Consider the following 18,519-nt stretch of genomic DNA (forward strand, 5'->3'; position numbering starts at 1 on the left):
AGTGTTTGCATCATAAGGTAAAGCTACCCTCTTTACTACTGAATAGTTGTGAGTTAAATCCTCTTCTTCACATCTTCTCTTATTGCATTGATCATTTCCTCGGATAAATTTGCGGGTATGGACGAACCTTCCTTAAATACCCAAGCATTCATTAACTCCAAGTCGCCCTTTTGAAATGTTACGCTATAAGTTTGACTATTGTAAGTAAATTCAGTTGTTACATATTCCTCACTTTGAAACCCTGTATCAATGATCATATTTTTTATTTCATATGAATTCATTAGTTCATCTCCTTTTTTATTCGTTTAATTATAGAATTAGCATGGGAGTGTTATTTATGCGGTTGATCGGAGTTTGAGTGTGATGATAGCTGCTGTATTTTAGGTTTTTAGCAGAATTTCTAATATAGTTTCCGTTCAATTTAGAAGAAAAAAATTCATATTTTAGCCACTTTTTGGGATTGTTTTTTTTGCTATACTTTTCTAGTAACCCTCGTAATTTCCTCTCTCCTGTCCCTCAAGTTATTTTTCCAAACTCTTAAAAAAGAAGGTGATTCTTCAAATGAAGAAACAAGTTTTGTGTAAATGTGGTAGTGGTGTTTTTAAAGATGATTGTTGTATCGAAAATGTAAGGGTAAGAAGTTTTCCTGGGGTGAATGCGAGTGAACGTATGGAACTGTTGGCCAAAATAAAAATAAGTTCAGAGTTTGGAATGCGTTATCGCGGCCTCTTCGAATTTTACGGTGATGATTTAATTAAGTATAAACTCGGAGCCCCCAACAGTTTAGCGCGTAATGAATTTCTGACAGTATTGGCAAAGTATTTTACAGACTATTTAGAAGACGATTGCCCCACATCATGGAAAGAATGCCACTCTCAATTTTGGGAAGAGTTTTTATTCATTTTTTATCCTTTTCATATGAAGATCACCCGAGAAGAACGAGAAGTAGAAAAATTTAGCAATGAATTAAAGAAGTTTCTTAGGTGGCTTGACCGTAGATACAGAAGTTCTTTTTATAAGTTAATTGAAAAGTATCTACAAGAGTCTGGTAATGATTTAAAGAAATGCGAACAGATGTTAAATCGCCTCTACTTACACCTTTTCCCACGAATGCACCACAAGGATTGGAACCCCGAAAAAGCCATATATAAAAACTCACTGCAATTAGAAGAATGTATAGAAACAAAAACAATCCTCTTTGAAGTAAAAAGAATTAATGGACCAATAGTAATAGCAACTTCTCTTGATTCACACATAACTTATCACCTTAAGGGTATGCCTTATAAGAGCATTACTTCAGGTTTGATTATGTGCGGTATGATTGGGCGAAAAAAGGGTGATTGGTTCTGGATTTGGAATTTTCCTGAAACAGTCTTTCCACAAAGGGCTAAACAGTTCTTTGATTATGTTAGATTTTAACAGACAATTTATCAACCTTGGTTTTGTGTAGCAGACTTTTATTTCCTCCCCTTGATTCCCCCTCCTTAAAAAATATCTTAAACAATACTCCAAATCTGCGGGCTTGACTTAGTCTTTTTCCAAGTTTATATAAATGTGAGTAATTAGCCTCAACATTCTATCCCTTACATACTCACTATATTTAAAATGTATTCCACCTTATATCTGGAAAGATTATTATAATAAAAAAAGGTGAACAGCTTTTGTTCACCTTTTTTTATTGGTAGATTTTTCTATAAAATAAGTCATTCATTTGGTGGTATTTGTGCCATTACTGTGTGAAGCATGGATAAACTATTACAAATGTTTCAATTATATAAAACTAGCAACTGCTAGCAAAAAGATAGCAAATTGATAGTGGTAATAATTTAGTCCACTACTACAAAAAAACAAGTAATAGTGGACTGATATGAATTATTGATATTGCTTTAGCAGTTTTACAAATTCAGTACTCGCCATGTCTCTTGCATAGTCAATACTAGACATTCCATCCTCATCAGCTAATAGTGGATCTGCTCCTGCATTAAGTAACAATTCAGCAACTTCAAGATTGTCCATCATCACAGCCGACATAAGTGGTGTCCATCCGTAGTTGTCTTGAATGTTAGGGTCTGCACCATATTCAAGAAGGAGTTGAATAACCTCTGGACTTTCGTAAATCACAGCAAACAATAATGCACTTTCTCCAAATTCATTTAATTCATTAGGATCAGCACCAGTAATCAGTAACGTTTCAACCTCTTCCATATTCCCATCGATACTTGCTTCCATTAAGGGGTTATAGTCAACGAAAAATGGGAGCGAGAAATTAAACTCTTCTAGGACTTTCACACCTGCAAAAATAAGACCCATGGTCATTGCAGGCAGAATAAGAAATAAGACGAATACAACTGAAACTACTTGCTTCGATCGATGGATCAATTGGACCGTAGGCGTTTCAAACATTAACACTTCTATTTCTTGGATTCTTTTTGGTATTGGTGGGTGCGTTGAAAGTAATTCTGTTAATGTAACAAATAATCCCTTTTTATCGTTGTACTGTTGCATATAATCTTTAAGATTGACAGTTTTATATAATCGCCTTCCCGCAGCTAAAATTAACAATCCGTTAATCGCAGTTTCGGGTTTACCTGTATAATAAGCAGCCATTCGATCGCATGTATATTCTGCCATTCGTAAATAGCTAGTCCCAATGAATGGGATCCACATCGCAGGAAAAACGAGTAAAGATTTGACGATGTGGTTTCTTTTTATATGAGCTAGTTCATGGGCGATAACATAATCTATTTCATTTCCTTTGGACTCAATCGAGATATCGACAAAATCTGAGTAGAGGACGACCATATTTTTACCGAAAGCAGCAAAAACCTTGGTCGCAAACGCATTTAAAAGACCTCCAGATTCAACGATATACACCTCTGGAATTTTCGTTAACTCCATTTTCTGACTTAGTTCTTTGACCTTCTCATAGAGTTCTGGGAATTGTGTTTCACGCAATCTTACGCCATTTACTTGGATGTGTGACATCGAAATAATATGTGAAAAGAAAGAGAGCAAAGCGAAAAAAAATACGATAAAGGCACCAACTATGGTTAGCAGTAAATAACCAACAACAACTATGCTAGTCATTACGCATAACCCATACAACAGATTTTCATTTTGTGTACTAGATTTGGGTGATTCAAGGTTTACACATCCTTTTTTGTCAAATACTACTAGGATATTATAAGTAAAATTGATGGTAAACGCTAGTATATTATTTATCTGAAACTCTTTAACTAACAAGTTATAAATGTAATTTCAATCCTTGATGAGTTGCGCGAAACCCTAACTTTTCATAAAAGCGTAAAGCTTCTTTTCTGGTTTTATCGGTTGTTAACTGCACAACATGGCAGTTACGTTCCTTAGCACGTGCTATAGCTCTACGAGTTAGTTTGCTGCCAATCCCTTTTCCTTGTTCTGATAGAACTGTTCTTACTCCTTCGATAGTAGCCCTCCATCCACCTTGGTAGGTAAGGTGAGGCGTAAAAGTTAGTTGTAGAACACCGACGATCGTTTCCCCATCGCATGCGACAATTAGTTCAATATTAGGGTCAGAATCTATCGCCTGAAATGCATCAGTATAGCTACTTTGCAGTGGAAGCTCGTAGTTCTCCCTCATACTTCCTAATTTATCGTCAGAAAGCATATGAACAATCTTTTCTAGATCTTTAATAGTAGCTTTTCTGAAATGAATTTTCTTTCGGATCACGATATTCCCCCCTTATATTTACTTCCAATAATTTTTCATTATTTCATGAGACCATAGAGGTTGTTGAATTGGCTCTTTTGGCATAAATTCTTTCATTACTGGCTTTATATCAACAATAGGTGTTCCATTGATGCAGTCAAGACCTAGAACAAATAATACTTTTCCTTGCCGCTTAAGTAATTTCACAGTTGTTAGTCCTAATCGGTTAGGGCGATTTTTTCCACGCTGAGCAAAAATCCCGACCTTTGGGAGGGTTTCGTCGTTTCTAGGGTGTCTTGCACCTGAAACAATTTTATTTTTTTCAACTTTATGAAAAAAATAGATGATCTCTAAGTGAGAATAAGCTTCAATTCCGTTTATAGAATCCTCGGGATTTGAGTCATCCAATATAATTTTGGAAACTACTTTTCCCCAGTTATCATCCTCTATCGTTATTCTTTCGTTAAATGCTACAGCAATTGGATTAAATGAGAACATATAATTACTCCTTTAACAACGAGTTAGACTTTTCAATCCACTCTAAAACTTCAATTCTATTTCCAAACGGATCATTGAGGTAAATCCGGTTCGCACCTGGGAGATTATCATCAACTAGAAAAGTAACAAGATTTCGTTGTAGGTGTGTTTTGAATGCTTCGATATTTTCAACGACAAATGCTGGATGAGCTTTTTTTGCAGGGAAAAATGGCTCTTCAATCCCAATGTGTATTTGATAATTTCCAAAGGCAAACCATACCCCGCCTCTTTTTTTCATTACTTCCGGCTTCTCGACTTCTTTAAAACCTAAAATACCAATAAAAAAACTTCTAGCTTGCTCCTCTGATCCTCTTGGTGCTGCAAGTTGGATATGATCAATGGACTTAATTACAAATGACATATTCAATCACTCCTTTATAATGTCTTTCTTTATTTTTAAGTATAGTGGAGATATGATGATAAGGATAATACTGTTTTTAAATATTAATCGATAAGTAAAACTTATACATAGGAGGTCGGCATGAAAGTAGATGATTATAAATTATTGGTCACCATTAAACGGGTCGGTACGATTAGAGGGGCCGCCAAGGAGTTACTGATATCGCAACCTGCAATTAGCTTGCGACTTAAACAAATTGAGGAACAGTGGGGTGAAAAGATTTTTATTCGAACACACAAAAACATACTGGTGACACCGGTTGGCGAAAAAATACTAGCGTTTGGCGAGGAAATGATCATGGGTGAAAGAAAATTATTGGATGATATTTCATTGGTTTCAAAGAGTGTAAATGGAATGCTTTCGCTTGGTGTCTCTTCTGTCGTCGGCCAATATTTGCTACCAGAAATTCTTGAAAGCTATATCAATAAATATCCTGATGTAAAAATTGAGTTGGTCACTGGTTTGAGTCAGTCGCTCCGTGCTTCTATATCTGATTTTCATATTTCAATCATCCGGGCGAGAAAATAATGGGAATGCAGTGTATCGAACTTTTTTCTGATCGTTTATTTTTGATCGATAGAAAAAGAAACAAGAATAAGGAAAAGTTATTAATCGAATTTCAAAGTGATGCCACCTTTCATTCATTAGTTGACGAATGGTTTACACAACATCCCGACCTAAAACTTTTTCGGAAAATAAAGGTTGATCAAATAGAAACCTGCAAACAATTAATGTCACACGGAATCGGTATGGCAGTTCTCCCAGAAAGCTCTGTAAAAAACTTAGACCCAGAGCATTTCACGTTTCAGCCCCTAATCATAAACAATCAACACCTTTCTCGACCTACATGGCTATGTTATGCTGAAGCAGCTCGAGAACTACCTCAGGTTGAAGCATTTTTAAAAGTCATTGAAGAGAAAGTAGACAACCAATCAAACTAAAAGGAGTTGCCTTCCGCGACTCCTTCTGCTTTATGACATCAATCACACCATCAGGTTCCTCATGGTGTATATAATGGCTACTATTTTTACAAAAGTGTAAACCAAAGTACTTGCATGTAACACGCTCTCTTCATTGAGAATTTCATGTTTCCATTCTTCCCCTGACTATATTGTTTTTCGAAATTAATCACCTAACCCACGAAAAAGAGATAGTTTGTTATGTAACTATCTCTTATCCTCTACTCTAGTAACGAGATTTTGAATAATTTATCATCACCTTCTTGCGGTGTGCCTCGACCATCACGATTATTTGTAATTGTATATAGGGTATCGTTTTCAATTAGTACATCCCGCATTCTTCCCGCGTTTTCAAATAAAACTTCTTCGGTACCATCCGTTAAATGAAAGACGCGAATGTGCGCACCACGTAAATTAGCTACGTAGATTTTATTGTCTTTAATGGCAATTCCAGATGGAGCCCAAGTATCTGTTCCTGAGTGAAAAAGTGGTGAAACCATATTAGCCATTTGCTGATCGCCTTCTATTAGTGGCCATCCGTAATTCTTACCCGGTTCGATTAGGTTAATTTCATCAAGCGCTGATTGACCGTGTTCAGAGCTATACAGAGTTCCATCAGCATCCCAGGCTAAGCCTTGAGGGTTTCGATGTCCATAAGAATACACATAGGAATTTTCAAATGGATTATCAGTTGGTACGTCCCCATTTAATTCTATCCGTAGAATTTTCCCTGCTAAACTCTCAACGTCTTGGGCGAAATCTGGTTGACCAGCATCCCCGGCAGTCGCATACAGTTTGCCATCTGGTCCAAATTTAATTCTACCGCCATTATGGATCCTCCCACCTGGTATCTCTTCTAGTAAAACGCTTGTTTCCTTCCATGTATTCTCCTTAAGCGTAAGAATGATAATCCTGTTAAAAACTTGTCCATTTTGCCTGTATGTATGATAGGCGAACGCTCGTTTCGTTTGATCGAAATCAGGAGCTAGAATAAAACCCAATAATCCCCCCTCACCTTCATGGAAAATCTCTTTGGTAACCTCTACATTTTGTGTGGTTTGTGAATGATTATCAATTTTCGTGATTGTTCCTATTCGCTCACTTACATAAAAGGTATTGTTATCCTTATTAAGATTCCATGGGATGTTTAGATCTCTAGCAATGACTTCTGCTTGTGATGCGATTACTTCAGTTGCCTCCCTTTCTTGCTGTTCTTTAGAAGAACAAGCAGTAATAATCTGGACTAATATGAGGAAAAAAATAATTTTTTTCAGCGAGAACATCTCCTTTTTTCATTTTGTGACTATTAAGATTATCGGTTGTGGTATAATTTTTTAAAACATAAGGTGGTGTAAAAAATTGGTAGATACAATACCCTATCGCTTGATTGAACAAACAGCTAAATCAGATACGCTAGTGATCATGTTCCCTGGAGCTGGTTACACAACTCAGGCCCCTTTGTTACATTTTACAACAGGCGTATTTTACAAGAAAGGTTTTGACATTTTACATGTAAACTATCGATTTTCTAGTCAAGAGTTAGCAGCTCTTAGTGAAGAAGATTTTGCTAAAAATGTAAAGACCGTTATTGACCACATCTTACAGGATAAACATTACGATCATTTTTATCTTGTTGGAAAATCGATTGGGACCATTGCTCTAACTACTACATTAAAGTCCTCACTTTTTGCTAAGGCAAAAGTTATCTGGTTAACACCCTTGTTACAAAGAGACGATGTGTTTCAGACGATGCAAACGAGTAAGAACGAGGGGCTTTGTATTATCGGCGATCATGATCGCTGTTTTATTGAAGAGCGTATGAAAAAGGTAGAAATGAATTCAGACCTAAAGACAAAGATCATAGAGGGTGCTGATCATAGTTTAGAACTGAACCAAAATCCACTTGAATCCATTACTATCCTAAAAGAGATTATCAGTGAGATTGATAGTTTCTAAAAAGTAAAGTGTGGTAGAAACCACATTTTATTTTGTGGTTATAAAAGAAATAAAAGTTAACGATTGTTGGACCATGATTATGGTCCAGCAAAAGTGCTTAGATAAAGGCTGATTTCGTAAAGTTTGTTGCTTTCGTAAAAATCCCAGAAGCCGGATTTTTACACATTTATATTAAGATATCATTATTTATTTAGTAAGCATTGCTCTTTTCTTACAAATTCTACTGGAGATTTCTTCATCTAAGGTGTTTTTTTCAATTATTTTAGGTTAAAAAGCCAAATGTTTACGAAAAGAGCTTAGATAAAGGCTGATTTCGTAAAGTTTGTTGCTTTCGTAAAAATCCCAGAAGCCGGATTTTTACACATTTATATTAAGATATCATTATTTATTTAGTAAGCATTGCTCTTTTCTTACAAATTCTACTGGAGATTTCTTCATCTAAGGTGGTTTTTTCAATTATTTTAGGTTAAAAAGCCACAATGTTTACGAAAAGAGCTTAGATAAAAAATAGCCCCCTAACTTACTGTCAGGAAGGCTATTCATACTTTAAGGAGTTACTTCCTTTAGTTTCATATTGAGACGCTGAAATAGGTTCTTTATTTCTGTTTTCGGTACAAGAGCAAACTGATCTCCGATACTTACCTCAAAAGAACAAGAATTTTCACTTGTTGCTTTCATATTTCGAGTTAGTCCTATTCCGGTTTCTTTGTAAATAGTAATTAAAATCAATTCTAGCTGATCCTTAGGAATAGCAACATGTACATGAAACATATTCGAGACAGGTTCGAGTGGTCTTGTTTGAATGGCTTCGCATTCGTTGTAAAGCTTAGCTAGCTCTTTTGCTTCTTCATAATATTGATTCATTTTATGTAATCGCTTTGTAAAATAGTAATCGGCACTAATGATATAAGGATAAAGGCTGATTAGATCGCCACCGTGTCTCCTTTTCCAGACAATTGATTCCTGGATAAAGTCCTCATCGCCAGCAAGAATAGCCCCCGCAATACCGCCAATCCCCTTATAGAAAGAGACATAAACACTATCAAACAGCGCACAAACTTCCTTGGCTGACTTTTGATAATAAGGTAAGATCTCAAAAAGTCTAGCACCATCTAAATGCAATTTAATCTCTTTATCACGACAATAACTAGAGATCGCCTCGAGAGTTTGGTAATCTGGTAACTCTCCGCCAATCTCACGCTGTGGTAGTTCAAGTAAAATACAAGAAACTTCCTCTTCCATATTCTCGATATCCTCTAATTGAATAATACGTGTTTCGTTCGCTAGTAAAACTGAATCAATCTGATGTAATTTTTTCAAGCCCTCTTCTTCATGAATTTCTAAATGACATAAAGGATGATAAGCGACCTTTTTTAGTCCGGTCTTATCGCACCAAATTCGCATGGCAATTTGCTGTGCCATTGTTCCACTAGGAAAAAAGACGGCAGCTTCTTTTCCTAAACACTCTTTTAGCTTAGCTTGGAATTGTTCAATAATTTTACCAGTTCCGTACATGTCGCTTTCTTCTAGATCGTCATAGTCTTTCAAGGCATCTGTTAACATTTGAATAGTTCTGTGCCCATGACCAACAAGTTGGTAGCTCGTTTGCTTATACGCCTCTACAAGTAGATTTTTTACAGACATTGAAAATCACCACTTTCAGTTATTAAAACCCCTTTGTTATATCAACTTTATTAGATAAAGGTAGACCTTCTTCAAGGTTTTTTAGAGTTTCTATAAAACAATTGACCGCTTCAACGGGCGTCGTTACGGCAGAAATATGCGGAGTAATCCAAACGTTTGGATGCTCCCACAATTTGTTGTTCCGAGGAAGTGGTTCTTCTGAGAAGACGTCAAGGATGGCAAAACGGATCTGCTCCTGATCTAACGCTTCAAGTAAGGCCGCTTCATTAAGAGAGGCGCCTCTTCCAACATTAATAAAGCCGGAATTTGATACGTTGTTAAAGAAATCTTCATTAAATAAGCCCTCTGTTTTTTCTGTTAAAGGCAATGTATTAATAAAATAATCCATCTCACTTACTCTTGATAAATGATTATCTACTGCTATTACTTCTGTAAAAACTTCTTTTTGCTTTCCACTTAGTGAGACTCCGTAAACATCTACGCCTAACAATGAAAAGATCTTTGCGGTTTTCTGGCCAATTTCACCTGTCCCATAGATCATCACTTTTTGTTCACTTAATAATTTGGGAGTCATAGGCTGCCACTTTTTTTCCTTCTTGAATGCATGAAATTGATCATGATATTGTAAATCTTTTAGAATGTAACTTAAACAATATTCAGCAATTCTTTGCCCAAAGGAACAAATCGTTCTTGTTAACAGAACGTTCTCATTCCACTTCTTTTTAAAGAGGAATTTGTCAACACCTGCTCCAAGCGAATGAACCCATTGTAAATGACTAAAATTATACGTTGCTTTCATATTGAAAGCTACCAAAGTATCAGCCCATTGGAGGTCTTGCTCGGTGAAGTGTTCTTCGGGTAAAAAACGGAAGTTCTTCTGTAGTTTCTTCGCTGTAATAAGTCGCTGTAATTCTTTGTGCATAGGACTTACAACGACGATATTTTTGATGTTCATTTTTAACCACCTACCTTTTTCCATACCGTCGCATACTTCTTCTTGTATTTAGGATCTTCTTCTTTCTCAATTAAATCTAAGGCAACTAGCTTGACCGTTTCATCTTTTGTTTGATCAAATAAGTTCCGTAGCCCTTGAATGATGTCGAACCGAACTAATGTATAGTTTTTTTCGTCTAGACAATGAAGAAACCGATCGGTAAGACTTTGAATTAGCATCTCTTTTTGTTTGGCACCAGCAAGACCGACCTTCCAGATCGATTGAAGACTATGTCTTGCTGTGACAAACTTTTTATCTTTCGTTACCTCTAATAGCTCCGGAAAGTCCTTAAGCATCCGTTTTTCGGGGTCACTTTTGGCTAAGCTGGCGAGAAACTGCGCAGCTCTTGATCTTTGGTGATTATCAGGATTTGTTAAGTCAGCTTTTAAATGGTCCCAGACATCATACGCCCAGTCTACCTTGTTTTCTGTAGCACTCAGAATTTGCTGATAAGCTTCATACTGTAAGTTTTTATCTTCTGATTGTAAGTTTGCAAATAGTGTTTTTATTATGCCATCCATTCGTTTGTCTCCTTACGTTACATTTCTTTTGGGGCCTGTAATCCTAACAGTCTTAATCCTTCCTCTAAAACGATCGTCACAGATTGTACCAATGCTAAACGGCTATCTAATTGTTCATCTTGGATGAGAATTTTCACTCGACTATAATATTTGTTAAACTCCTGGGAGAGATCTATTAAATATTTCGCAATTTGAGATGGCTCATATAAATTGAAGCTTCTTTCAATCACGTTTGGAAATTCCATTAGTAATTTCAAGACAGTCCAGCCGAATGGATCATTTAACCCTTTTACATTGTCAGTTACCACAGTATGGTCTGCTTTTCTTAAGATCGAGCAAGCTCTCGCGTGAGTATACTGTACATAGGGGCCGGTAGTTCCCTCAAACTTCAACATTTCCTCTAGTGAAAACTCGACATTGTTTTGTCGTTCGTTTTTTAGATCATGGAAAATAATCGCGCCAACCCCGACCATTTTGGCAATTTCAGCTTTATTTGCTAACATTGGATTTTTCATTTCGATATTCTTTTCTGCTAACTCAACTGCTTCGGTAATTACTTCTTCTAGGAGGACGATTTTCCCTTTTCTTGTCGACATCTTTTTTCCATCTTTTAAAATAAACCCGAAAGGAATGTGGATCAATTCTTTAGCCCATTCAAAACCTGCTTTTTCTAGTACCAAGAACACTTGTTTGAAGTGAAGACTTTGTTCTTGGCCGACAACATATAAGGTTTTTTCGAAATTGTATTGTTGCTGTCGATACAATGCAGCAGTTAAATCTCTTGTTGCATATAATGTTGCTCCATCTGACTTTTTAATTAAGCAAGGCGGGAGGTCAAACTCCTGCAAGTCAACAACTTCTGCCCCCTCAGAACTTGTAAGTAGTTGCTTTTTCGTAAGCATATCAATCGTTAGATCCATTTTGTCGTTATAAAACGCTTCACCTTGATAGGAGTCAAAGGAAACACCTAGGAGATCATAGATCTTTGAAAACTCTTGCAGAGATTCGTCACGAAACCATTTCCACAGTTTTAGCGCTTCTACGTCACCTTCTTCTAATTTTTTAAACCATAAACGTGCATCGTCCTCTAGGGTTGGGGTATGTTCAGCTTCTGCATGGAATTTTACATAAAGTGCCAATAATTCTTTAATCGGATCAGCTTGTACCTGAGCCGCATCACCCCAGAGTTGATAAGCGACGATTAGTTTTCCAAATTGAGTTCCCCAATCTCCTAGATGGTTTACACTTACCGCTGTAAAACCACATTTTTCAACGATTTTAGCCAGTGAATTCCCGATTACCGTTGATCGCAAGTGCCCCATCGAAAACGGTTTAGCGATATTAGGTGAAGAAAAGTCAATGACGATTGTTTTATCTTTTCCAAACGTTAACGTCCCATAGTTTGATTCAGACCGAACGATCGTTTGTAGGGTCTCTTTACTAACAGTTTCTTTGTTTAGGAAACAGTTGACGTAAGGACCATCAGCAACGACCTTCTCAAAAAGTGGATGTTGTAGCTTTGAAGCTAATTCAGTAGCAATTACGGTCGGTGCCTTTCTTGCTAGTTTAGCAAGTGTAAAACAGGGAAATGCTAGATCTCCTTGCTCTTCATACTTTGGTTTTTCAATTAGCTTCTGAGCCTCCTCAAGCTCCAACATGTCGTTTAAATGCGACGTTATTTCATTAGCAAAAATTTGTTTCAATTCCATCTCCATCACCCTTCATTTTTTATCGTTTCTTTAACAACAGATCCGCGAACAGTTTAGCTTTATGAACAAAAATTCCTTATTTCTGCGCACTTCAAACGTATTTCTTACTTCCCTTCAGAAAACAGCGTAAACAAAAAAATCCCGCCTCTATCATTAGAGACGAGATTACCCGCGGTACCACTCTTATTGTTCAAACTGAACCTTCTTGAATAACTGATAACGGGTTTCCCCGACTACACCCTACTTATGTTCAGGCTGCTTCTCAGAAGTGCGCTTCATTATGCAATGTCTATTAGGCTTCCACCATCCCTAACTCGCTTCAAGCATTTACAAAATTACTCTCTTCTTCATAGAATTTTGATATTTTTGACATTATATATAAAAATCCATGAAAAATCAACTGTTTACTGACGTTTTGGAGCATGTGGTGGAGTTTCTAACCAATTTTTATCGATTAATAATTCGACACCATCATCTGAATAGGATCCTACCTCAGCTGCTAGGCGGGTAAAGTGCATCGCAACATCTCTCCTTGCTGACGTAGAAACGGCCACACCATAATTATTAATCCCTTGGCCGTTTAATAAGGCGATAAAACTTAACATTAATTTTTCAGAGAACGGTGAAATTGTAGAGGACGTAATCCCATAATTCCATGTCGATGGAACAGGAATTTCTTCCGCCTTTAATACATTAGAAAGAACCTCAATATGTTTGATAGCAACTTCTTTCCCTCTAATAAAGTAATCTTGAATGTCTTTGCTTTCGGTTACTTGAATGAAACTAGTTATTAGACTTAAACCAATGGAATTTGTAATAATATTATAAAATGTACTTGCGATCTCCACACCTGTGAGAGGACGTTTGTCACCAAACCAACCATTAAGAAAACTTTCTTTTTCTACAAATTCTACCTCTGTAGGTGCAGGAATGTACGGGGCTCTAACCCATAGACCTTTCTCTAATAAAAGCCTTCTTGCATCATTGAGCAATTGTAATGATTCAGATGTATACTCCTGAAAAAAATCAAATACATCTTCTCTAGCGATCGTGTTGATTGCAATTGATCCGTAGTTTAAATTCCCCTTTGAAACAAACCATTGGAAAAACAAGATGAATGTATCATTATAGAGCTTTTCTTGGGTTTCTTTTACATCGTTTTCTGAAAATCCAAGTGGGATCGGTATTTGCTCTCGTTTGAAAATCTCTTCAATTCTTTTACGATACTTTTGACTAGTGTTTAGATTTAAGGTATTTATTTTTGCAATGAGCTCATCTTCAACAGTCGATTGAAAATAAGTTAACATACAAATATTCATACATTGTGCCTGATATGTATTCCATAAATAGCCGATCTCTGAAGCGGTTAAGTCAATTGCACTTGAATTCATTATCGTATCACCTCTATACATATTCTTGTTCACAAGGTTATTATTTCCTTATGTCCATTTAATATGTTGCCTGAGTATTATCATGGGACGCGCACAAAAATCACTACTTCTTAGTATCTTAATAAACAATGATCAAATAAATAGAAAAAGTAAGTGGTGTGTCAAATGGGCTATCTTTTGGTATTACTATCTGCCATTTGTTTTTCGATTACAAATATTATTTTGAAAAAAGGAATGGCACATTCCCGTGATAATGGGGTCTGGATTGTTACTTTTATTAATGTTGTCATTCTAGGAATGATTTTTGGCTTTTCTCTAATTCTTGTAGAAAAGGATATACCTATTCATTCAACCGGACTACTTTTATTTGCAATTTCTGGTGTTTTTATCAGTGTTTTTGGAAGAGGACTTTTATATTTAGGTATTCGTCAAATTGGTTCAGCAAAAGCTGTGGCAATTAAGAACTCTGCGCCAATTTTCACGCTCGTTTTTGCGTTCTTTGTTATTAAAGAGAAAGTGAGTTTCTGGCCAATGGTTGGAATAGCACTCATTTTCATAGGCTTATTTCTTTTAGGTGTTGAATATTTTCGAGAAGAAGCCAAAACCACCAACAAATATGGCTATTGGATTGCCTTATGTTCAGCACTTGGCTTCGGCTTAGGGCAAGGGATTTCTAAGCAAGCCACACTTTACCTAAATAGTCCCATATTGGGGGTGTTTGTGGCTACCTTAACTGCTTTTGTTGTTCTGTCTATCCTTGAAGCCTCTAAGGGGAACTTTGTTAAATTGGTAAAAACTTCTTTTTTGCAAATAAACAAATACTACCTTGGAGCAGGACTATTAACCAGTTTTGCTTTGCTCTTCTTTTATTCTTCACTTTCTTATATTCATGTCAGTTATGCAGTAGCGGTTCTAGCAGTTGACCCTGTGTTCACGGTTATTCTAGGCAAATATTATCTTAAGAAGGAAGAACGAATTACGGGGTTAATCTATGTTGTGGTCCTATTAATCTTCTTAGGAGCCGGACTGATCTCCTTATTTGGAACATAACGTAAATAACGTTAAAAAGAACTACTGTATTCTACAGTAGTTCTTACTCGTTAATTGTTAGATTAACTTGCAACTCCATGCCATTAACTTGGCTAATAAGCGATTTAAGTTCGGGTCAAGAAGAACTTCCTCTAAATGAGCAGGAGTAAGGCAAACCACTCGCCCCTCTCCAAATTCATGGTTCCAACCAGCGATTGATGTTCCGTCAACTGATACTGATCTTAGAAAAACATTTGTCTCTTCTTCCTGACAATGAACAAAGTAATGTTCATCAACAATCTCAAAATGGTCAAGATCACTTAAATAATCTTGTATAGGATCAACAACGTATTTTACACGCTGAAGTTCTTTAGGATGATATTTAAAGTAACCGCGAGTCATCAGTGAGTATTCCTCAAGATCTTGATAGGAGGACAACCCTGAATGCCACGAAATCCAACCACCACCAGATTCTACATAGTCGCATATTTTCCGCTCAACATAATTACTCATCCATGTATGAACTTTGGCATCTTGAGGGTTAAGCCTGTTTTCTTTAAATAGGATGACAGCATCTGGGTTCGTTTCTAGACCTTCAGTTAAATGATCTACATTGATATACTCGACGGAGATGTTATTCGCATATTCCTTTATTGTTTTTTCAAGAGATTTTAGAGCATGCTCTCCGGTATGGTAATAATCTCCCAAAATTGCTAAAAATCGTTTTGGCATGTTTTCCCCCACTTAAAAGTCCATTCGCTGTCCTTGATAATCGATATACACAGCTTCATTTGGAATTTCGAGTTTTTGTTCGACAATGTCATAAATACCAACAGCTGATTCGAGCGGTTCTAATTGTGCATTTGTCCCACCCATATCTGTTTTCATCCAACCTGGATGAATGGAAAAGACACGAATGTTATCTTCTTTTAGGTTGTGACGAAGTTTCTCAGAAAACATATTGAGAGCAGCCTTAGACAAACCGTATGAATAATCGCCACTATAGGCATTAGTTAAACTGCCAGCATTTGACGAGATATTCACAATTGCTTGCTTTTGTCCAAGCTTTACTAAAGGAAGAAAACACTTAACGACACGGATCGGCCCTAACGTGTTAATGTCAAAGGATTTCATGCAAGCGTGAATATCTAAATCCTCTATCGATTGATCTCTTTCCTCTAAGACCGCTGCATTGTTAATTAATACATCTAGAGTAGTTCCGTGTTCGGCTAAAGCTTTCGCAGCCGTTGCTACAGAGTCCTCATTTGTTACTTCCAATTGGATGAGATGTAAGCGATCTTCGTATACATCCTTTAATTCTTTTAACGGTTTCTGATCTAAAGACCTTACTCCGGCATATAGGGTATGACCTTTCTCTAAACCGAGCTTTACTAAAGTGTAACCAAGACCCCGATTTGCTCCTGTGACTAAAATGTTCATAGGTAACCTCCAATTTTTAATGTGCGGCTTGAACATACTCTACTACAGTTCAGTACAAGTAAAGAGTAGACTCCTATTAAGTCTACTCTTTACCAATTATTATTCATTAAATTTCAAAATCCACACCAATGCTATCTACTCTACCTACTTCTTTTATGTAAGCTGCAACCGCTTGGTGCTCAGCATTAGCTACATAAGCTTCTAATGCGGCTTGGTCTTCGAAACGAACCATTAGTACAACTTGGAATTCTTTGTTTCGCTCAGCAATGTTAAGACCTGCTTGAAGATCAATTATGCCTGTTAGGGTATTCTTTAATGCTTTAAAACGGTTAACAACCTCCTGCAATTGTTCAAGAGTTGTAGTTTCTGAAAATTTCACAAGTACTGTACGTTGAATCATTTGATGTCCTCATTTCTTTCTGCTTTTGTTTAGTGTATTCTAGTATGTTGTTTAAAAGCAATTTATTTGCTTGTAATACGGGGCTGCGATTGTGTTTAAAAACCTATGACTTCCTAACAAAAATTGTTTGACGTCCTTCTTGTTCATGTTCCTCATAAAAGAGAACTTGCCAATCGCCGAATTCAGAAAGTAACTCTTTAGATCGTAATTTAAACTGGTCAGACACAGTTTGCCTATCTTTTTGTGGAGACATATAAAAGGTTTCCATGAATAAGTAACCATCTTCCTTAATGGATGACTTCAGATAAGGGAAAATCGTTCGGTCAAGGTAATATGTAATCACTATTAGATCTAATGAATTCTCTTTTACATTCAGGTTATGCCAGTCTGATAAGTCACAGAGTTTTGCTTCAACAAAGAGCTGTTCTTTCTCAGCCTGTTCTTTCACATAGTTAATAGCTACGTCAGAGATATCGACAGCTTGAACTTGATAGCCTAACGTTGCAAGCCATAAACTATTAACACCTAGACCGCAGGCCAAATCAAGTGCAGTTCCTCCTTGAAGGTAGTTGCTCTGTGCAGTTAATCTTACATTTGGAGCTTTTTGCTCAAAATCATTTAAGCGATTTTTGTATTTACTATTCCATTTATTTCTTGGATCCAAGATAAGGCCCCCACTTCTGTTCGTTTAAATCAGATCGATCACACAGCGTTTTTCATTAGATTCTCTAACCGCATCAAGGACCTGTTGGACGCGATAACCTGCTTCAAACGTTGCAACATAAGGATTAGTTTGCTGATTAACGACCACATGATAAATTGCATCTAGTGATCGATAAAACGCATTGTAATAACGGCCTGAGATATCGCTCATCTGTTCAGGAATAACCAAGTCCTGAAGTAATTCTACCTCTTCTAATGGCTTATTGCCAATTCCGACAAGCACTTTGTTATCTGCGCTCATCACGAGACTACCTTCTGTTCCGAAGATTTCAAGTTGCCAGCTTTGGCTATGTCGGGTTGTGCTTGTAAGACCAAGGGAGAACGTTGTCCCGCCTACGAAAGAGCCAAAGGTTTGAAACGAATCATCAGCTGTCCGAATTTCTGTTTCTCCTAGTGCATCGACAAACTCAGGTATATGGGTCGCTAATTGGCCACTTACTGATCTTATTTGATCATCAACCCACCAGGTAAGCGAATCAAACATATGCGAACCAATTGCGCCCAGCATTCCACCCGCTTGATCTTTTTGACCCAGCCAGCCTCTTTTGCTACTGACTGCACGCTCGTAGCCAGGAAAACTAGTTGTATAGTTCACATGAAGCAGTTTTCCTAGTTGTCCGCTAGAGACAACTTCTTTTATTTTTTGTCTAGCTGGTAAAAAACGAAATTCAAAATTAATGAAACCTAACTTCTGCGCGTTATCTCTAGCTTGGATCATCTCCAATGCTTCATTGGTATTTGAAGCAAAAGGCTTTTCACATAGGACATGAAGCCCAAGGTTATATGCTTTAAGTACCATTTCATGATGTAACAATGGTGCTGAAGCGATCGAAACTAAGTCTAGATCTTCTTTTTCAAGCATCTCTTCCCAGTTTCCATAGATTTGGTTTATTCCAGTTTCCTCTTGCAGCTCTTTGACTCTCCCTCTCCCTACACTTGCTAAGGAAACCACTTCAAACCCTTGATGAGAGGCAAAGGTAGGTGCATGTACCTTTGCACCAAAGCCACCGCCAATAATGCCAACTCGAATTTTTTCTTTCATTAAAATTTCTCCTTTTTGACCTTATTTTTATGGTTTTATATTAACTTTAATGAATTTCATAATTCATTATTTCCGCTATTAAGTTC

21 protein-coding genes and 1 other annotated feature are annotated in these 18,519 nt (G+C 36.8%); of the genes, 5 read left to right on the forward strand and 16 right to left on the reverse strand.

Translation table 11 applies throughout. The annotated features are described in order from the left end of the window. Positions 1-53: 53 nt before the first annotated feature. On the reverse strand, positions 54-281 hold the full coding sequence (locus H1D32_RS10025; RefSeq protein WP_261178138.1) for a hypothetical protein: 228 nt from the start codon (positions 279-281) through the stop codon (positions 54-56). Between the two features lie 280 nt (positions 282-561). Between H1D32_RS10025 and H1D32_RS10030 the strand changes: the two genes are divergently transcribed. Further along, positions 562-1,419 (forward strand): hypothetical protein, encoded by an 858-nt coding sequence (locus H1D32_RS10030; protein ID WP_261178140.1) that lies wholly within the window; start codon positions 562-564, stop codon positions 1,417-1,419. A 453-nt stretch (positions 1,420-1,872) separates the two neighbouring features. On the opposite strand, the gene H1D32_RS10035 is transcribed toward H1D32_RS10030, so the two are convergent. The 4 genes from H1D32_RS10035 to H1D32_RS10050 all read right to left on the reverse strand — a co-directional run bounded on the left by H1D32_RS10035 (position 1,873) and on the right by H1D32_RS10050 (position 4,586). Continuing rightward, on the reverse strand, positions 1,873-3,087 hold the full coding sequence (locus H1D32_RS10035; RefSeq protein ID WP_261178141.1) for a M48 family metallopeptidase: 1,215 nt from the start codon (positions 3,085-3,087) through the stop codon (positions 1,873-1,875). Between the two features lie 157 nt (positions 3,088-3,244). Further along, a complete protein-coding gene (locus tag H1D32_RS10040) occupies positions 3,245-3,706 on the reverse strand; it encodes a GNAT family N-acetyltransferase (protein WP_261178255.1) in 462 nt (153 codons plus the stop codon). 21 nt (positions 3,707-3,727) lie between these two features. Continuing rightward, on the reverse strand, positions 3,728-4,186 hold the full coding sequence (locus H1D32_RS10045) for an SAM-dependent methyltransferase (protein ID WP_261178142.1): 459 nt from the start codon (positions 4,184-4,186) through the stop codon (positions 3,728-3,730). A gap of 4 nt (positions 4,187-4,190) precedes the next feature. Next, positions 4,191-4,586, reverse strand: a complete 396-nt coding sequence (locus tag H1D32_RS10050) for a VOC family protein (protein ID WP_261178143.1) — start codon at positions 4,584-4,586, stop codon at positions 4,191-4,193. Positions 4,587-4,706: 120 nt separating this feature from the next. Between H1D32_RS10050 and H1D32_RS10055 the strand changes: the two genes are divergently transcribed. Further along, positions 4,707-5,153, forward strand: a complete 447-nt coding sequence (locus tag H1D32_RS10055; RefSeq protein ID WP_261178145.1) for a LysR family transcriptional regulator — start codon at positions 4,707-4,709, stop codon at positions 5,151-5,153. After that, entirely contained in the window at positions 5,153-5,566 is a 414-nt protein-coding gene (locus tag H1D32_RS10060) for a substrate-binding domain-containing protein (RefSeq protein ID WP_261178146.1), read from the forward strand. The genes H1D32_RS10055 and H1D32_RS10060 overlap by 1 nt, the downstream gene beginning before the upstream one ends. A 239-nt stretch (positions 5,567-5,805) precedes the next feature. Here H1D32_RS10060 and H1D32_RS10065 read toward each other — a convergent pair whose 3' ends face one another. Then, complete coding sequence (locus tag H1D32_RS10065) at positions 5,806-6,867, reverse strand: PQQ-dependent sugar dehydrogenase (RefSeq protein ID WP_314733391.1); 1,062 nt, start codon at positions 6,865-6,867, stop codon at positions 5,806-5,808. A 76-nt stretch (positions 6,868-6,943) separates the two neighbouring features. On the opposite strand from H1D32_RS10065, the gene H1D32_RS10070 reads away from it, so the two are divergent. Further along, a complete protein-coding gene (locus H1D32_RS10070) occupies positions 6,944-7,540 on the forward strand; it encodes an alpha/beta family hydrolase (RefSeq protein WP_261178148.1) in 597 nt (198 codons plus the stop codon). A gap of 546 nt (positions 7,541-8,086) precedes the next feature. Here the strand turns inward: H1D32_RS10070 and H1D32_RS10075 are convergent. The 5 genes from H1D32_RS10075 to H1D32_RS10095 form a co-directional block, all read right to left on the reverse strand. Further along, positions 8,087-9,184, reverse strand: coding sequence for a threonine aldolase family protein (locus H1D32_RS10075; RefSeq protein ID WP_261178149.1), 1,098 nt, complete (start codon positions 9,182-9,184; stop codon positions 8,087-8,089). Between the two features lie 22 nt (positions 9,185-9,206). Further along, the gene (locus H1D32_RS10080) at positions 9,207-10,139 is read right to left on the reverse strand and encodes a D-2-hydroxyacid dehydrogenase (protein WP_261178150.1); all 933 of its coding nucleotides are present in this window, start codon (positions 10,137-10,139) and stop codon (positions 9,207-9,209) included. A gap of 2 nt (positions 10,140-10,141) precedes the next feature. Continuing rightward, positions 10,142-10,699: a hypothetical protein gene (locus H1D32_RS10085; RefSeq protein WP_261178151.1), complete on the reverse strand. Its 558-nt coding sequence runs from the start codon at positions 10,697-10,699 to the stop codon at positions 10,142-10,144. Positions 10,700-10,716: 17 nt separating this feature from the next. Then, entirely contained in the window at positions 10,717-12,408 is a 1,692-nt protein-coding gene (gene argS / locus H1D32_RS10090) for an arginine--tRNA ligase (RefSeq protein WP_261178152.1), read from the reverse strand. Positions 12,409-12,560: 152 nt separating this feature from the next. Beyond that, positions 12,561-12,768, reverse strand: a binding site (T-box leader). 44 nt (positions 12,769-12,812) lie between these two features. Continuing rightward, positions 12,813-13,799 carry a DUF3231 family protein gene (locus H1D32_RS10095; RefSeq protein WP_261178153.1) on the reverse strand — a complete coding sequence of 329 codons (987 nt, stop codon included), beginning with the start codon at positions 13,797-13,799 and terminating at the stop codon, positions 12,813-12,815. Positions 13,800-13,964: 165 nt separating this feature from the next. Between H1D32_RS10095 and H1D32_RS10100 the strand changes: the two genes are divergently transcribed. Next, entirely contained in the window at positions 13,965-14,849 is an 885-nt protein-coding gene (locus H1D32_RS10100; protein WP_261178154.1) for a DMT family transporter, read from the forward strand. Positions 14,850-14,906: 57 nt separating this feature from the next. Here H1D32_RS10100 and H1D32_RS10105 read toward each other — a convergent pair whose 3' ends face one another. From H1D32_RS10105 to H1D32_RS10125, 5 genes are all read right to left on the reverse strand, one after another. Then, positions 14,907-15,560, reverse strand: coding sequence for a ThuA domain-containing protein (locus H1D32_RS10105; protein WP_261178155.1), 654 nt, complete (start codon positions 15,558-15,560; stop codon positions 14,907-14,909). 12 nt (positions 15,561-15,572) lie between these two features. Then, positions 15,573-16,268 (reverse strand): SDR family oxidoreductase, encoded by a 696-nt coding sequence (locus H1D32_RS10110; RefSeq protein WP_261178156.1) that lies wholly within the window; start codon positions 16,266-16,268, stop codon positions 15,573-15,575. A gap of 106 nt (positions 16,269-16,374) precedes the next feature. Then, positions 16,375-16,668, reverse strand: a complete 294-nt coding sequence (locus H1D32_RS10115) for a Dabb family protein (protein ID WP_261178157.1) — start codon at positions 16,666-16,668, stop codon at positions 16,375-16,377. Between the two features lie 103 nt (positions 16,669-16,771). Continuing rightward, positions 16,772-17,332, reverse strand: a complete 561-nt coding sequence (locus H1D32_RS10120) for a class I SAM-dependent methyltransferase (protein ID WP_261178158.1) — start codon at positions 17,330-17,332, stop codon at positions 16,772-16,774. A 24-nt stretch (positions 17,333-17,356) separates the two neighbouring features. Beyond that, the gene (locus H1D32_RS10125) at positions 17,357-18,433 is read right to left on the reverse strand and encodes a Gfo/Idh/MocA family protein (RefSeq protein ID WP_261178159.1); all 1,077 of its coding nucleotides are present in this window, start codon (positions 18,431-18,433) and stop codon (positions 17,357-17,359) included. Positions 18,434-18,519 lie beyond the last annotated feature (86 nt).

Source organism: Anaerobacillus sp. CMMVII (assembly GCF_025377685.1).
In the GTDB taxonomy this organism is placed as follows: domain Bacteria; phylum Bacillota; class Bacilli; order Bacillales; family Anaerobacillaceae; genus Anaerobacillus.

Excerpts from the sequence above, each read along its gene's own strand:
- H1D32_RS10025 (WP_261178138.1), bottom strand. The coding sequence starts at position 281 with ATGAATTCATATGAAATAAAAAATATGATCATTGATACAGGGTTTCAA.
- H1D32_RS10030 (WP_261178140.1), top strand. The coding sequence starts at position 562 with ATGAAGAAACAAGTTTTGTGTAAATGTGGTAGTGGTGTTTTTAAAGAT.
- H1D32_RS10035 (WP_261178141.1), bottom strand. The coding sequence starts at position 3,087 with ATGACTAGCATAGTTGTTGTTGGTTATTTACTGCTAACCATAGTTGGT.
- H1D32_RS10045 (WP_261178142.1), bottom strand. The coding sequence starts at position 4,186 with ATGTTCTCATTTAATCCAATTGCTGTAGCATTTAACGAAAGAATAACG.
- H1D32_RS10050 (WP_261178143.1), bottom strand. The coding sequence starts at position 4,586 with ATGTCATTTGTAATTAAGTCCATTGATCATATCCAACTTGCAGCACCA.
- H1D32_RS10055 (WP_261178145.1), top strand. The coding sequence starts at position 4,707 with ATGAAAGTAGATGATTATAAATTATTGGTCACCATTAAACGGGTCGGT.
- H1D32_RS10060 (WP_261178146.1), top strand. The coding sequence starts at position 5,153 with ATGGGAATGCAGTGTATCGAACTTTTTTCTGATCGTTTATTTTTGATC.
- H1D32_RS10065 (WP_314733391.1), bottom strand. The coding sequence starts at position 6,867 with ATGTTCTCGCTGAAAAAAATTATTTTTTTCCTCATATTAGTCCAGATT.
- H1D32_RS10075 (WP_261178149.1), bottom strand. The coding sequence starts at position 9,184 with ATGTCTGTAAAAAATCTACTTGTAGAGGCGTATAAGCAAACGAGCTAC.
- H1D32_RS10080 (WP_261178150.1), bottom strand. The coding sequence starts at position 10,139 with ATGAACATCAAAAATATCGTCGTTGTAAGTCCTATGCACAAAGAATTA.
- H1D32_RS10085 (WP_261178151.1), bottom strand. The coding sequence starts at position 10,699 with ATGGATGGCATAATAAAAACACTATTTGCAAACTTACAATCAGAAGAT.
- argS (WP_261178152.1), bottom strand. The coding sequence starts at position 12,408 with ATGGAATTGAAACAAATTTTTGCTAATGAAATAACGTCGCATTTAAAC.
- H1D32_RS10095 (WP_261178153.1), bottom strand. The coding sequence starts at position 13,799 with ATGAATTCAAGTGCAATTGACTTAACCGCTTCAGAGATCGGCTATTTA.
- H1D32_RS10100 (WP_261178154.1), top strand. The coding sequence starts at position 13,965 with ATGGGCTATCTTTTGGTATTACTATCTGCCATTTGTTTTTCGATTACA.
- H1D32_RS10105 (WP_261178155.1), bottom strand. The coding sequence starts at position 15,560 with ATGCCAAAACGATTTTTAGCAATTTTGGGAGATTATTACCATACCGGA.
- H1D32_RS10110 (WP_261178156.1), bottom strand. The coding sequence starts at position 16,268 with ATGAACATTTTAGTCACAGGAGCAAATCGGGGTCTTGGTTACACTTTA.
- H1D32_RS10115 (WP_261178157.1), bottom strand. The coding sequence starts at position 16,668 with ATGATTCAACGTACAGTACTTGTGAAATTTTCAGAAACTACAACTCTT.
- H1D32_RS10125 (WP_261178159.1), bottom strand. The coding sequence starts at position 18,433 with ATGAAAGAAAAAATTCGAGTTGGCATTATTGGCGGTGGCTTTGGTGCA.